The following is a 13888-nucleotide window of genomic DNA, read 5'->3' as shown; positions in this document are numbered from 1 at the left end:
TCTCATTAAGTTTGTTGATCAAGTTTAAAAACGTTTTTCCCTTTCACAAAAGTCTGGATCACGCGTCCTTGAAAACGTGCATTCTCAAAAGGGGTATTTTTTGAACGTGAATAGAGCTTCTCTTTCGAAACAACCCATGGTTCTTCAAGATCAACCACAATAAGGTCTGCATGAGCCCCTTTTTTGAGTGTTCCTGCATTGAGTCCAAAGAGCTTTGCAGGCGCCGTTGACAAAAGTTCCGTTATCCGTAGAAGAGATAGGCTCTCATTATGATAAAGACGTAAGGCTGCGCTCAATAAGGTCTCCATACCAATAGCGCCAATTGCCGCGTCATTAAATGGTAAATGTTTTGTGTCGATACTCTGAGGATCATGAGAAGAGACAATAACATCTATAATCCCATCCTTTATTGCTTCAATCATTGCTACACGGTCTTCTTCTGTACGCAATGGGGGCATTAAGCGAAAAGAAGTGCGATATTGTCCAATGTCATTTTCATTGAAAGATAAATGATTAATAGATACACCCGCTGAAATTTTCTCACTGCGTTTTTTACCTAAACGAAGTGCATCAGCAGAGAGTGCTGTCGATATTTGAGCGGCATGATAGCGTGTTTGCGTTAATGCTGCTAAACGTAGATCTCTTTCAAGTGGGATAACTTCTGCTTCGCGAGGGATGCCAGAAAGACCAAGCCAACTGGCAAGCAGTCCTTCATTCATCACACCTTGCCCTGTAAGATCTTTATCTTGCGTTTCATGCATCAATGGAACATCAAAATCGCGTGCATAAGTCATTGCACGCCGCATAACAGATGAATTTTGAAGTGTTTTTTTTCCTTCACTAAAGGCAACGGCTCCAGCATCTTTGAGCAAACCAAATTCGGTTATTTCTTGTCCGTTGAAACCTTGTGTGATTGAAGCAACGGGATAAATATTGACCAATGAGATTTCCTGTGCTGTATGCGTAATAAATTTAACGAGTGCTACATTATCAATAACTGGATGCGTGTTTGGCATCATAAGAAAGGAAGTAATACCACCTGCTGCGGCCGCGTAACTTGCTGATGTAATTGTTTCACAATGTTCATTCCCTAATTCTTCAACAAAAACGCGCGCATCAACAAGTCCAGGGAGAATTGCTTTGTTTTGTGCGTTAATAACTTCTGCTTCTTCAGGGAATCCCTGATTCAGAGCTTCTTTTCCAGCGGCTATAATTCGTCCATTTTCAACAATAACTGTACCAATTTCATCGATTGCGCGCGAAGGATCAATAATACGAGCATTTTGAAAAACAACTGGTTTTATCATTTTTTTTCTCCACTGATCTTTGCGCGTGAATCTAATAGAGCCTCCATGACAGCCATACGCACTGCAATTCCCATTTCTACTTGCGTATGAATCATACTTTGTGGTCCATCTGCTATATCGGATGCAATCTCTACACCACGGTTTATTGGACCAGGGTGCAGAATAATAGAATCATTTTTGGCATAGGCTAAATTTTCTTTATGTAAGCCAAAATAATGGAAATATTCACGCGTAGAAGGAATAAAAGAGCCTGTCATCCGTTCATGCTGTAAGCGCAACATCATGATAACGTCAGCATTTTTAAGACCTTCTTTCATCGTGTTAAAAACCTCAACACTCATATGAGCGATTTCTGCGGGTAAGAGTGTTGAGGGAGCAACAGCACGAACACGAGCACCCAAAGCATTGAGACACAGGATATTGGAACGGGCAACACGTGAGTGTAAGATATCTCCGCAAATCGCAACAGTTAATCCTTCAATACGACCTTTTGCCCTTTTAATGGTTAGAGCATCTAATAAAGCTTGGGTTGGATGTTCATGAGCACCATCACCTGCATTAATAACACAACAATCAACTTTTTGCGCTAATAAAGCTGCCGCTCCTGCACTGTTATGGCGAAAAACCAGTATATCTGGCTTCATCGCATTGAGAGTTGTAGCAGTATCAAGTAATGTTTCTCCCTTTTTTACAGATGAGTTGCCGATCGCAAGACTCATCACGTGTGCACCTAGCCTTTTACCCGCTAATTCAAAAGAAGATTGTGTTCGCGTAGAGGCTTCAAAAAAGAGATTAATTTGAGTCCGTCCATGCAAAGTAGATTTTATTTTATCAATTTTGTTAGAAAGGATAATATTTGCTTCTGCACGATCAAGCAATGTATTAAGATCTTGTACACTCAGATCTTTAATAGCTAAAAGATGTTGATGAGGGAAAAGTGGGAAAAAATTATCTTGCATCATAGCATTCTTCTTTATCTCTCTCTAAACAGGTTAAACAAGCATTTGTTTGAATATGATAAATGTTTCTTAACTCTAAAAAGACAAATAGTCTATGATATGAATGATTTGAATGTAGGAATATACCTATGAGTGCTGTATCTGCGCAAAATACTCGTCGAAAAAATACATTTCTTAGCGATACGCTTATGTTTCGTATTGCTTCTACTTTGCCTAAGTTTTTGTTAGCAAGTTTTGAAGAAATAGGGGATTTTGCCGCGAGTCGAGAAGCATGGAAACTTTCTTGCTTAGCGAATCATTATAAGCCTTTACTATGCTATAATGATGAATGGGGGCAACCAACAGAAAGATTAGAGATCCATTCTTCCTATCAAGCTCTTCAACAATATTCTAGACAAGCAGGTTTGGTTACCTCGCTTTGGGAAAATACGAGCTCAGAAAATGGAGTACGCTATCAAGCGCGTGCGATTCGTTTAGCTTTATCTGCTGGTTTAGAAACAGGACATTTGAATGAAGTTATCATAACGAGTGCAGCTATTGCTGTTTTAATTAGTGATATTGAGCTCTTCAAAAAATGGCAAAATGTACTTTTATCACGCCAATATGATTCCTCATCAAAGCCTATTCATCATAAAAAGGCTGCTTCTCTAACTTGTGCATTTGACGATATTGAAAAATACGCTTTCAATTTTCCAAGTGTTAAGAAAATTTCTTTCGATGAAAGTATGGAACGTGATCTATATCGTTTAAATGTTGTAAAAACCAACGTTATTAATCCTACCGCTGACGGATATCTTGTTAGTGCAGATTTAGATGGTCATTTAAGTTGTTTTTTTATTCCACGCATACAAGAAAATGGTGCATTAAATGGATCTATATCGATTCGTCATTTAATTCAGCGTTCTGGAGAACTGTTAACACCAGAGGGGGTTGTCGACTTCCAAGGCAGTTATGGCTGGCTTTTGGGAAATGCTGGAGAAGGGCTTAAAGTTATTAAAGATATCGAGACGATGATGCGTTTCGATCAATCTGTCATGTCGGCAGGTGTTTTACGAGCTGCTCTTCAATTTGGTATGGATTTTTTCCGGAAAAAAATGCCCAATCAGCCTTTACCTCCACTGACAGAACGTATTTTTGCAGATATTGCATTAGATATAGCTGCCTCACAAGCATTGGTTTTGCGTTTAGCAAGAGCATTTGACAATGCAGCAAATGACCGTTCTGAAGCAGCTTTTGCCCGCATTATGACACCTATTATTGCTTATCATGTAAGTCAATTGGTTGTGCCTATTATTGGTGAAATTATTGCACAACTTGGTATTGAAAGTTTTATAGAGAATAATCCATTATCACAAATGTTGCATAATGGGCCTGCGCGAATTGTGAGAAATAGTTCTGCTAATCAATTGGTAAAGGATGCTATTCTTATTGCTGAAAAAGCACCGGGATTGTTTCAGAAATTGTTGGAAAAAATTGCTCTTGATATTGGACCAGCGGGACCCCGAGCAATTGAAATTATTAAGTCAGCAGGTGATATGGCATCAGCAAATGAAGGTGCAGGAAGATTTTTTGTTGAACAAGTAGCTTATGCAGCAGCAGCAGCAGCATTACGTTCTACAGACATAGAACATGTTGCGAATGCCTATATGGAAAGCCGCCTTGGGGGACAATGGAGATCTTCTTACGGGATGCTCATTGCACGATATAATGCAGGGCATTTGCTCAATGTCCTCTATCCTTCCATATGATGAAAGTTTTGAATTCTATTGAGAGCACCTTGCAATATAAAAGCGGCGGCTGCCGAATCAATACGGCTTGCTCTTTTAGCGCGCGATACATTCATTTCTAAAAGAGACCGTTCCGCAGCAATTGTTGATAAACGTTCGTCCCAAAAAACAAATGGAATTTTTGTATAAGCTTTCATATTGCTCACAAAAGCTCTGGTTGCTTGAACACGAGAGCCACTGCTGCCATTCATGTTAAGAGGTAAGCCAATGATAATAACGCCTACATTTTCACGGTCAAAAATTTTAATAAGTGTGTAAGCATCTTCTGTAAATTTTTTTCGCTGTAGTACAGGACGCGGATTTGAGACAGTCAGCCCCATATCAGAAATCGCAATTCCGATAGTTTTTGTCCCTAAATCTAAGCCTGCTATTGTTTGTCTAGGCAAAAGATGTTTTATAACTTCATCTATATTAATAACAGTCATAAAGGTATAATACGTTTTTTAATGTTTCAGATCTATAGTTATATTCTTTATTCATGTTATCTAATATTCTTGCACTTACAAGTGCACCCTTGTATAGCCAGAATAAAGATCAAATAAATAAACAAAAAAGCAGAAAGGCGTAAAGAGTATGTCTGTTGATCAAGAGACAGTCAAGCGGATAGCACATTTAGCAAGGATTGCCCTCCACGATGATGAGATAGAACCTGTGACAAAAAAATTCAATGCTATTTTAGGTTTTGTAGAGCAATTGAATGAAGTTGATGTCAGTGGGGTTGAGCCATTAACATCTGTGATGCCGATGACTCTACGAATGCGTGAAGATAGTGTTACAGATGGCGATAAAGCAGCAGATATTGTAGCCAATGCCCCTGTTACAGAAGAAAATTTTTTTCTTGTCTCAAAAATTGTTGAGTAACTTTTTATATTTTTGAAATTTGAGAACCAATATGACTGATTTAACAACTCTCACAATTGCGCAAGCTCGTGATGCTCTAACAAAGAAAAATCTCAAAGCAACAGAATTAACGGAAGCTTATTTACAAGCAATAGAGTTGGCGAATCCAACTTTGAATGCTTATGTAACAATAACAGCAGAACAGGCAATGAAAATGGCTGCTGAATCAGACAGTCGCTTAGCGAAAGGGCAGGGAGGGCTTTTGGAAGGAATTCCCTTGGGGATTAAAGATCTTTTTGCAACCTATGGTGTTCATACTCAAGCCTGTTCAAATATCCTTGATGGTTTTAAACCGCACTATGAATCAACTGTCACGGCTAATTTATGGCAAGATGGTGCTGTGATGTTAGGAAAACTTAATATGGATGAGTTTGCTATGGGCTCATCCAACGAAACATCATATTATGGTCCCGTTATTAGTCCATGGAGAAAAAAAGGCTCAAATGAAAAACTCGTACCCGGTGGTTCTTCGGGAGGATCCGCAGCCGCTGTTGCTGCACAAATTTGTGCTGGTGCAACTGCAACCGATACAGGTGGCTCAATACGTCAACCAGCAGCTTTTACTGGAACTGTGGGAATAAAGCCAACTTATGGACGTTGTTCGCGATGGGGCGTTGTCGCGTTTGCTTCATCTCTTGATCAAGCTGGACCTGTTGCTAGAGATGTTCGTGATTGTGCTATCTTACTCAGATCAATGGCCTCTTTTGATGAAAAAGATTCTACTTCCGTCAATTTACCAGTTCCTGATTATGAAAGTTATCTTGGTCAATCAATCAAAGGAATGAAAATCGGTATTCCAAAAGAATATCATGTGGATGGAATGTCTCCAGAAATTATTGAGCTTTGGCAAAAAGGAATAAATTGGTTAAAAGAAGCAGGTGCTGAGATTAAAGATATTTCTTTGCCCCATACAAAATATGCTCTACCTTCTTATTACATTATAGCTCCTGCAGAAGCCTCTTCTAATTTAGCGCGTTATGATGGTGTGCGTTTTGGTTTGCGCATGCCTGGGAAAGACATCATTGAGATGTATGAAAATACGCGTTCTGTTGGTTTTGGTGATGAAGTCAAACGGCGCATTCTGGTTGGGACTTATGTTCTTTCATCAGGTTATTATGATGCCTGTTATTTAAGAGCTCAAAAAGTAAGAACACTCGTAAAACGTGATTTTGATCAATGTTTTGCTTCAGGCATTGATGCTATTTTGACACCAGCAACACCAACATCTGCTTTTGGTATTGCTGATGAAAAAATAAAAAATGATGCTGTAGCAATGTATCTTAATGATATTTTTACTGTACCAGTTAATATGGCTGGATTACCAGGAATTTCTGTTCCTGCTGGTCTGTCATCAAATGGTTTACCTCTAGGATTGCAATTGATTGGTAAACCTTTTTCTGAAGAAGTCATTTTTCAGATAGCGCACATTATTGAACAAGAAGCAGGAATATTCAGTGCAGAAAAATGGTGGATGTAATAGTCAAAATTCACAAAGGAGCATTTCTCATCCTTAATGAGAAATGCTCTTTTAAATGGTGGAGGGAATGAGCTCTATTTCCTTAATTCGTAGTCTTACCCACCAAGATAGGCTTCTTTAACACGCGAATCAGAGAGCATAGTTTTTCCTTCACCGTGAAATAAAATATGTCCTACCTCTAAAATATAAGCATAGTCAGCTATGGAAAGTGCAGCAAATGCATTTTGTTCAATAAGAAGAACAGTTTTCCCCATATCATTAATTTTTCGAATAATCGAAAAAATTTCTCGAACGAGAAGTGGTGCTAACCCCAACGAGGGTTCATCTAATATGACCATATCAGGATTGCTCATGAGTGCACGGCCCACAGCAACCATCTGTTGTTCACCACCTGACATTGTTCCTCCCAACTGTTTTGCTCTTTCACGTAGGCGCGGAAAAAGGTCAAATATCCATTCAATATCACGGGAAATTCCCTGCTTATCGTGACGAATATAAGCGCCTAGATGAAGATTCTCTAAAACAGTGAGATGGGGCATGATACGTCGTCCTTCAGGGCTTAAAGCAATCCCTAATCGCAAAATCTCTTCTGGTGATTTTTTAATAATAGATTTGCCATTATAGGTAATTTCTCCATAAACAGAGCGATTAAGCCCTGTAATAGAACGTACAATACTGCTTTTTCCTGCACCATTGGCTCCAATTAAAGTGACAATACTGCCCCGCTTTATGGACATAGAAAGATTTTGGACAGCTTTAATGGCGCCATAATGAACGTAAAGATTTTTTATTTTAAGAATATCCATAAACATCTCCGCCAAGATAAGCTTCAATAACTTTAGGGTTATTACGAATTTCATCTGGTGTACCACTGGCAATGCAACAGCCATATTCCATAACCAAAATATGTTGGCAAAGCCCCATAACCACTTTCATATCGTGCTCAATAAGAAGAATTGTAAGATCAAAGTCTTTTTGCACTTTTGCTATGAATTTTCTAAGATCTTCACTTTCTTGTGGATTCATGCCAGCAACAGGTTCATCAAGAAGAAGCAATTTGGGCTTTGTGGCTAACGCACGTGCAATTTCTAGACGTCGTTGCACACCATAAGGTAAAGCTGTTGCCGATTGATTGGCAAGATGATCAAGTTGTAGCTGTTCAAGGAGCTCCAAGGAATTTTTATAAACTTCCTTCTTTTCTTTTATTGCTTTTGAAAAAAAGAGAGCTGAAGAAAACCAAGGATATTTTTGTCGAACATGCGCTCCTACCATAACATTCTGCAAAACCGTTAACCCTGAGAAAAGACGAATATTTTGAAATGTTCTGGCAATATGGCTTCTACAGATAATATAAGGAGACGCTCCAGAAATTTTTTTCTCATCAAAAAGAATGATGCCGCTTGTAGGAGCATAAAATCCAGAAATCATATTGAAAACTGTTGTTTTTCCAGCACCATTGGGACCAATTAATCCAGTAATACTTCCTCGTTTAATTGCCATATTAACATTATTTACAGCAACTAATCCGCCAAAACGCATTACAATATTATTGAGTGAAAGGATATTGTCGTTCATAGCTTTCCCTCAGTATTAGAAAGCTTTTTGCGTGTCAAAAAGCTATAAATTCCATTCCATGAAAATTCTCGTTGTCCCATTAACCCTTTTCTCCAAAACAAGATAATTACCAGCAATAAAAGAGAAAAAACAACCATACGAAGCCCTGGGGTTTCTGGAATATGTATAAAACCTAAGTCAAATGGACTTTCAATGATACGAAGCCATTCAAGCATGACTGTAATAATAATGCTGCCAATAATGCTCCCTGTAATTGAACCGAGACCACCAGCAACAACAATCATTAAAATATTAAAAGTCAGAAGAAAATTAAACATTTTTGGATCAATGGTTGAAATAAGAGCCGCCATTAATGCGCCACCTATACCTGCAAAAAATGCTCCAACAGTAAAGGAAAAACTACGGTAGAAAAAAGCATTAATTCCCATAGTTTTCGCAGCTATTTCATCATCACGGATAGCACGTAATACGTTACCAGTATTGCTTTGCAGTAAGAGGACAATAAAGAGAACTGTAAATGCTAGCCAACCATAGTTCCACCATAATGTTGCATTTTGAGGTATTCCTTTGATTCCCAAAGAGCCATTTGTGAGCGATGTTGCGTTCGTAATGACAATGCGAATAATTTCCGCAAAACCTAATGTTGCAATTCCAAGATAATCGCCACCAAGACGCAATATTGGTAAAGCAATTAATAAACCTACAACAGCAGCACACAAACCACTTACGACAACAGCGATAAAAAAAGGTAACTGCAAATGATATAATGGTTCAGCAATAGGATCAAGAATCCACATCATTTCTTTTTGTTCAGGGGAAAGAAGTAAAATTGCGCAAACATAAGCACCAATAGCCATAAATCCAGCATGTCCAAGAGAAAACATACCTGTGAAACCGTAAATCAAATTAAGCGAAATTGCCAATATCGCATTAATAGCAATCAGATTGATGATACGAAGCGTATAGTCATTAAAATGGCTATCAGCATAAAATAAAAAACCTATGAGAACTAAAACACTTATACACGATAAAACAGTTGTCGCTGACTTTGCCATTAGATTTTCTCCTGATTTCTTTTACCCATTAATCCTGTGGGCAATATCAATAGAATCAGAATCAATAAAATGAAAGCGAAGGCATCTCGATATCCAGATAGCGCGGGGAAAAATGCGATAATCATAATTTCAATAAACCCTAATAACAATCCTCCCAACATTGCTCCTGGTATCGAACCAATACCTCCGATAACAGCAGCAATAAATGCTTTGAGACCAGGAAGAACACCCATATAAGGCTGAATTTGAGGATAACGTAAAGACCACATAATGCCTGCTATGGCGGCAAGAGCTGAGCCTATTCCAAATGTAAACGCAATAACTTTATTGACAGACACACCCATCAAACGTGTTGTTTCAATATCATGGGAGATTGCGCGCATAGCAAGACCCGGTTTTGTTTTATGGATAATCCATAATAGTAATAAAATAAGAATTAATGACACAAAGGGAACGATCAGAGACATGGGAGCAATTCTGATGATACCATCTGCTCCTGATCCTAGATGCCATAAAAATGGTGTTACAAGAAAGTCTGGCTGTTGTACACCTTTCGGAACACCACTAAAGAGTACAGTAGCAAGATTTTCAATAAAAAAAGAAACACCAATTGCACCGATAAGTGCCGAAATACGCGGAGCATGGCGTAGAGGTTTATAAGCAAATTGATCAACAGCAACACCCACAGCACTTGTAATAAAAATGGAAAAACAAAGAGCTAAAACCCAAATCGGTGTAAAGTCTTGCGGGGAAATTTTAAAATAATAAACAAATCCTAGCGCAAGAATTAAAAAAGCAGCAATCCAATAAATTGGAGGACGCCTTTTAAAGCCTATAAAGACCGAATAATAAACAAGAGCAGCAAGGAACAAAAGAAGAAAAGCTGCCCAAGCAGGCATAAAGCCAATTGTGGAAAAGAAAACAAAATATGCTCCCAGCATAAAGATATCACCGTGAGCAAAATTAATGAGTCTCAGTATACCGTAGACCATGGTGTAGCCAATAGCAATAAGCCCATAAAGAGATCCCAATGCCAGTGCATTAAAAAAGTACTGGATGAACATTTCAGTGCTCATCTCTCATCCTTCCACATTTGTTAATTTACATAGGACAATAAGAAATTTCTAAGTTTTTGGTTGAGAAAAAGATCCTCAACCAATTCTTGCATTTTAATAAGCACAACTTTTTAATTAAAAAGCAGGTTTAACTTCTTCTAAATAAACACGTTTTCCATCCTGTATTTTAATGATACCAATAGGAATTTTAGGATTATGATTTTCATCCATTGACATATCCCCAAAGGGGGTAGGAAAATCTTTTAATTGGCTAAGTGCGATAGTAATTTTTTCACGATCAGTGCTACCAGCATTTTCAATAGCCTTCATGAACATCATATAACTCGTGTATCCCAAAACAGAATTGATATTTGGCTCTTTGTCTGGGTAAGCTTTTTTCCATTCTTTTGTGAATTCTTGCGCAGCTACTGACATATTTGGCATATCCTCACTATAGGGAAGTGTCGTATGTAAGAAACCTTCTGCAGCTTTTCCTGCAATCGTAATGGTTTCTGGATTATCCATAGCATCTCCACCCATAATTTGAAATTTAGCCCCTAATTCTCGTGCTTGTTTCATGATGATAGCACCTTCAGAAAAGTAAGATGGAATGAATAAGATATCAGGTTTCTGGGCGATAATTTGCGTGAGAACAGCTGAAAAGTCCTGATCTCCAGAATTATAATTTAAATTTGAGATAACTTCACCACCTAATTTTTTGAAAGCACGCGTAAAATAACTTGCAAGACCAATAGCATAATCGCTTGAAATATCTTTAAGGATAGCAGCCTTTTTTGCGTGTAAAGTTTGGCTTACATAAGTTGCGATTCCTACTCCTTGATAGGAATCAATAAAGCAAGCACGAAAGTAATATTTTTTACCCTGTGTAACAAGGGGACTTGTTGAGGACGTTGCAATGGTTGGAGTCTTTGCCTTTTCAGATATTTCACCACCTGCTAACGAGAGCGAAGAACCATAGCTACCAATGATTCCACTCACTTTTTCACTTGCTGTTAAACGCATAACAGCATTAGCCGCTTCTACTTTATCAGACTTATTATCAATAATAACAAGTTCTACTTTACGTCCTAAAATTTCTGGAACTTTTTTATGGGCTAATTCTATACCTCTAATTTCAAGCTGACCTCCAAATGCATTTTGACCACTTAATGGAAGATAAACACCAATCTTAATAGGTTCACTCGCATAAACATTTGCTGTAAATGCCATAAATGCTGCGATTATCGTAAGGATTTTCTTCAATTGCATTGCGCATTTTCCTTAATTGAATTGTCGTTTTTTCACCTTATATTGAACTTCTTCATCATGCAAGTTACACATTAATCAAAATATCATTATGTAAAAAAACTTTTATATGATCTCTTTTGTAGGGCACTTCTTGTAAGGTATGTAAAGTGTACAATCAAATAGTTTTATAAATATTCACGTTGATATTCTCTGACATTAACATAGAAGATACGACAATGTGGGGAAATCTTATCTTGGGGCTTGCGTGTTGATACAAGAGCAATGTTTACTTAAACCTAGAGAATCAATATCGTACAATTTATAAGCTACAGGATCACGTTATTATGACGAGTAAGGATGCATTAAAGGATTGTTCCCCATCTGAGGATAGTATAGGTGCTTGTGGGGAGATTATCGAAATCAGTGGTGTCATTAAGTGGTTTGATGGTAGTAAGGGGTATGGATTTATTGTACCTGATTTACCTCATTTCCCCGATATATTATTGCATGTTACAGTAATGCGAAGGGATGGTTTTCAAACAGCTTTGGAGGGAGCTAAAGTCATTTGTGCTGTGGAAAAAACTGAACGAGGATTAAAGTGCGTTCAGGTGAAATCCATAGATTGTTCTTCAGCAATCCATCCATCAGAAGTTCCAGCCCGTACCCATGTTGTTGTTACTCCAGAAAGTGGACTAGAACGAGCAATTGTTAAATGGTTTAATCGTGACAAAGGATACGGTTTTCTTAGCCGTGGGCAAGGAACGGAAGATATTTTTATTCATATGGAAACATTGCGCCGTTTTGGTTTAGCAGAGCTTCGTTCGGGTCAAGTTGTTCTTGTACGTTTTGGTAAAGGAGAAAAAGGTTTAATGACAGCAGAGATTTATCCGGATATAGGCATTCCTTTAGCTACGCATTAAATTTCACGAGTGAAATCAGTGTGTTTTCTATATTTTTAAAGGTGATTGTTTCATAAATTGCTATAGAAGTAGATTTTTAAAGAAAATATAGCTCTCGTGAATCCATAAACCAAATGAAGAAAATTGTGCATATTACGTTGAAAGAAACTAGAAAATAACAAGGAAGCAATTCTCTTGTTTTTTGACTTTTAAACTCTGGTACTTTTTATTTTATAAACAAAATTTAAAATTTTTCTCTGGTGGAGACAAGAATGTTAAAGCCTTTTAAAAAGGAGTATATTGTTTTATTGGTGATGCTTTTTATGTTAGATATGCGTGTTGTTGTAGCAAAGGAGCCCATAGAGATTCCTGTGCATCCGATTCCTTTAGAAATACATACAAAGCAAGGTCCGGTTTTTTATAAGGTAGAGATTGCTTTTACGCCATCTCAAGCAGCAGCTGGTTTAATGTATCGAACTGATTTTCCACGCGATCGTGCAATGCTCTTTAAGCAGCTAAAAAGTTATCCATCGGGAGATGAGCAGAAAATTTTTATGTGGATGGCAAATACGCCTTTACCTTTAGATATGATTTTCTTAAACTCTGAGGGAATTATTGTATCGATTATTGAAAATACTTCTCCATTTTCAACAAATACCATTTCATCAGAAGTTCCTGCAGCTTTTGCACTTGAAATTAATGCTGGTGAAGTTTCTGAAAAACAGATACAAAAAGGACAACGTGTTATTCATCCTGTACTTTGTGGAAAGTGCAATAAAAAATGACCGCTGAAGATATTCGTTTTTTTGAATATAATGGTTTGCGATTTGCTTATCGAGAAGAAGGACAAGGCGCTCCTGTTTTGTTGATCCATGGTTTTGGATCTTCTGCACGGGTGAATTGGTATGCAACAGGTTGGTTTCGTATTCTCACGGAAGCAGGATATCGTGTTATTGCTCTTGATAATCGCGGTCACGGAGATTCAGTTAAAAGTTATGATCCTGCTTTTTATACACCTCAAGCTATGGCTGGTGATGCGATAAAGTTACTACAGCATTTAGAGTTATCTAAAGCTCATGTTATGGGATATTCTATGGGAGCTCGTATTAGTGCTTTTATGGCTCTTTTGCATCCAACATATGTGAACAGCGTTATTTTTGGTGGTTTAGGTATTGGTATGGTAACGGGAGCAGGAAATTGGGAGCCTGTGGCTGAAGCTCTTCTAGCGGAAGATATTTCTACCATTACCAATACGCGCGGTTTAATGTTCCGTAAATTTGCAGATCAAACGAAAAGCGATAGGCGTGCTCTTGCTGCTTGTATCATTACATCAAAACAGGAGTTAACGGCGTCTGAAGTTTACAAAATCAAACAACCAGCACTTGTTGCCGTTGGTTCATTAGATGAAATTGGCGGTGATGCAGAGCCATTGGCAGCCTTGTTGCCTTGTGGTGAAGCTTTATCAATTCCTGATCGAGATCATATGCTTGCTGTAGGCGATAAAGTTTATAAAAAAGGCGTTATCGATTTTCTTTCTCGTTATCCTATAAAATAAGAACTCTTCATAGCTTTTAGAATTTACAGAAATACCCAATATTTTTATTTCGTATAAATTGAAAAAAGCTT

The 13888-nt window shown here is 37.8% G+C and carries 14 protein-coding genes; 6 read left to right on the top strand and 8 right to left on the bottom strand.

The window, feature by feature from the left end; translation table 11 throughout:
- Positions 1-5 precede the first annotated feature (5 nt).
- Together ACFINK_RS05785 and ACFINK_RS05780 are read right to left on the bottom strand one after the other, a co-directional pair.
- The gene (locus tag ACFINK_RS05785) at positions 6-1307 is read right to left on the bottom strand and encodes a dihydroorotase (protein WP_375638415.1); all 1302 of its coding nucleotides are present in this window, start codon (positions 1305-1307) and stop codon (positions 6-8) included.
- Positions 1304-2269 carry an aspartate carbamoyltransferase catalytic subunit gene (locus ACFINK_RS05780; RefSeq protein ID WP_375638414.1) on the bottom strand — a complete coding sequence of 322 codons (966 nt, stop codon included), beginning with the start codon at positions 2267-2269 and terminating at the stop codon, positions 1304-1306. The genes ACFINK_RS05785 and ACFINK_RS05780 overlap by 4 nt, the downstream gene beginning before the upstream one ends.
- 125 nt (positions 2270-2394) lie before the next feature.
- Between ACFINK_RS05780 and ACFINK_RS05775 the strand changes: the two genes are divergently transcribed.
- Positions 2395-4014, top strand: coding sequence for an acyl-CoA dehydrogenase family protein (locus ACFINK_RS05775; protein WP_375638413.1), 1620 nt, complete (start codon positions 2395-2397; stop codon positions 4012-4014).
- On the opposite strand, the gene ruvX is transcribed toward ACFINK_RS05775, so the two are convergent.
- Positions 3999-4478: a Holliday junction resolvase RuvX gene (gene ruvX, locus ACFINK_RS05770; RefSeq protein ID WP_375611932.1), complete on the bottom strand. Its 480-nt coding sequence runs from the start codon at positions 4476-4478 to the stop codon at positions 3999-4001. The genes ACFINK_RS05775 and ruvX overlap by 16 nt on opposite strands.
- Positions 4479-4626: 148 nt before the next feature.
- On the opposite strand from ruvX, the gene gatC reads away from it, so the two are divergent.
- Together gatC and gatA are read left to right on the top strand one after the other, a co-directional pair.
- Positions 4627-4914, top strand: a complete 288-nt coding sequence (gene gatC / locus ACFINK_RS05765) for an Asp-tRNA(Asn)/Glu-tRNA(Gln) amidotransferase subunit GatC (RefSeq protein WP_375606898.1) — start codon at positions 4627-4629, stop codon at positions 4912-4914.
- Between the two features lie 31 nt (positions 4915-4945).
- Positions 4946-6430 carry an Asp-tRNA(Asn)/Glu-tRNA(Gln) amidotransferase subunit GatA gene (gatA, locus tag ACFINK_RS05760; RefSeq protein WP_375611931.1) on the top strand — a complete coding sequence of 495 codons (1485 nt, stop codon included), beginning with the start codon at positions 4946-4948 and terminating at the stop codon, positions 6428-6430.
- A gap of 95 nt (positions 6431-6525) precedes the next feature.
- Here gatA and ACFINK_RS05755 read toward each other — a convergent pair whose 3' ends face one another.
- The 5 genes from ACFINK_RS05755 to ACFINK_RS05735 form a co-directional block, all read right to left on the bottom strand.
- Positions 6526-7236 carry an ABC transporter ATP-binding protein gene (locus ACFINK_RS05755; protein ID WP_273791026.1) on the bottom strand — a complete coding sequence of 237 codons (711 nt, stop codon included), beginning with the start codon at positions 7234-7236 and terminating at the stop codon, positions 6526-6528.
- Positions 7223-8005, bottom strand: a complete 783-nt coding sequence (locus ACFINK_RS05750; protein WP_375611930.1) for an ABC transporter ATP-binding protein — start codon at positions 8003-8005, stop codon at positions 7223-7225. The genes ACFINK_RS05755 and ACFINK_RS05750 overlap by 14 nt, the downstream gene beginning before the upstream one ends.
- Positions 8002-9060, bottom strand: coding sequence for a branched-chain amino acid ABC transporter permease (locus ACFINK_RS05745; protein ID WP_375611929.1), 1059 nt, complete (start codon positions 9058-9060; stop codon positions 8002-8004). Before ACFINK_RS05745 ends, ACFINK_RS05750 begins: the two co-directional genes overlap by 4 nt.
- Positions 9060-10136 (bottom strand): branched-chain amino acid ABC transporter permease, encoded by a 1077-nt coding sequence (locus tag ACFINK_RS05740; RefSeq protein ID WP_375611928.1) that lies wholly within the window; start codon positions 10134-10136, stop codon positions 9060-9062. The genes ACFINK_RS05745 and ACFINK_RS05740 overlap by 1 nt, the downstream gene beginning before the upstream one ends.
- A gap of 114 nt (positions 10137-10250) precedes the next feature.
- Positions 10251-11384: an ABC transporter substrate-binding protein gene (locus ACFINK_RS05735; RefSeq protein ID WP_273791030.1), complete on the bottom strand. Its 1134-nt coding sequence runs from the start codon at positions 11382-11384 to the stop codon at positions 10251-10253.
- A gap of 323 nt (positions 11385-11707) precedes the next feature.
- On the opposite strand from ACFINK_RS05735, the gene ACFINK_RS05730 reads away from it, so the two are divergent.
- From ACFINK_RS05730 to ACFINK_RS05720, 3 genes are all read left to right on the top strand, one after another.
- Positions 11708-12283, top strand: a complete 576-nt coding sequence (locus ACFINK_RS05730; protein ID WP_273791031.1) for a cold-shock protein — start codon at positions 11708-11710, stop codon at positions 12281-12283.
- 251 nt (positions 12284-12534) lie between these two features.
- Entirely contained in the window at positions 12535-13047 is a 513-nt protein-coding gene (locus ACFINK_RS05725; protein WP_375628133.1) for a DUF192 domain-containing protein, read from the top strand.
- Complete coding sequence (locus ACFINK_RS05720; protein WP_375638412.1) at positions 13044-13817, top strand: alpha/beta fold hydrolase; 774 nt, start codon at positions 13044-13046, stop codon at positions 13815-13817. Before ACFINK_RS05725 ends, ACFINK_RS05720 begins: the two co-directional genes overlap by 4 nt.
- Positions 13818-13888 lie beyond the last annotated feature (71 nt).

Source organism: Bartonella sp. AA16NXGY (assembly GCF_042197325.1).
Taxonomy (GTDB): Bacteria; Pseudomonadota; Alphaproteobacteria; order Rhizobiales; family Rhizobiaceae; genus Bartonella.
This window is presented reverse-complemented; position numbering and strand designations above follow the sequence as displayed.

What these genes read in the sequence shown, in the direction of transcription:
- ACFINK_RS05745 (WP_375611929.1), bottom strand. Translation starts at nt 9,060, where the DNA reads ATGGCAAAGTCAGCGACAACTGTTTTATCGTGTATAAGTGTTTTAGTT.
- ACFINK_RS05780 (WP_375638414.1), bottom strand. Translation starts at nt 2,269, where the DNA reads ATGATGCAAGATAATTTTTTCCCACTTTTCCCTCATCAACATCTTTTA.
- ACFINK_RS05740 (WP_375611928.1), bottom strand. Translation starts at nt 10,136, where the DNA reads ATGAGCACTGAAATGTTCATCCAGTACTTTTTTAATGCACTGGCATTG.
- ACFINK_RS05750 (WP_375611930.1), bottom strand. Translation starts at nt 8,005, where the DNA reads ATGAACGACAATATCCTTTCACTCAATAATATTGTAATGCGTTTTGGC.
- ACFINK_RS05720 (WP_375638412.1), top strand. Translation starts at nt 13,044, where the DNA reads ATGACCGCTGAAGATATTCGTTTTTTTGAATATAATGGTTTGCGATTT.
- ACFINK_RS05735 (WP_273791030.1), bottom strand. Translation starts at nt 11,384, where the DNA reads ATGCAATTGAAGAAAATCCTTACGATAATCGCAGCATTTATGGCATTT.
- gatC (WP_375606898.1), top strand. Translation starts at nt 4,627, where the DNA reads ATGTCTGTTGATCAAGAGACAGTCAAGCGGATAGCACATTTAGCAAGG.
- ACFINK_RS05775 (WP_375638413.1), top strand. Translation starts at nt 2,395, where the DNA reads ATGAGTGCTGTATCTGCGCAAAATACTCGTCGAAAAAATACATTTCTT.
- ruvX (WP_375611932.1), bottom strand. Translation starts at nt 4,478, where the DNA reads ATGACTGTTATTAATATAGATGAAGTTATAAAACATCTTTTGCCTAGA.
- ACFINK_RS05730 (WP_273791031.1), top strand. Translation starts at nt 11,708, where the DNA reads ATGACGAGTAAGGATGCATTAAAGGATTGTTCCCCATCTGAGGATAGT.
- gatA (WP_375611931.1), top strand. Translation starts at nt 4,946, where the DNA reads ATGACTGATTTAACAACTCTCACAATTGCGCAAGCTCGTGATGCTCTA.
- ACFINK_RS05725 (WP_375628133.1), top strand. Translation starts at nt 12,535, where the DNA reads ATGTTAAAGCCTTTTAAAAAGGAGTATATTGTTTTATTGGTGATGCTT.
- ACFINK_RS05785 (WP_375638415.1), bottom strand. Translation starts at nt 1,307, where the DNA reads ATGATAAAACCAGTTGTTTTTCAAAATGCTCGTATTATTGATCCTTCG.
- ACFINK_RS05755 (WP_273791026.1), bottom strand. Translation starts at nt 7,236, where the DNA reads ATGGATATTCTTAAAATAAAAAATCTTTACGTTCATTATGGCGCCATT.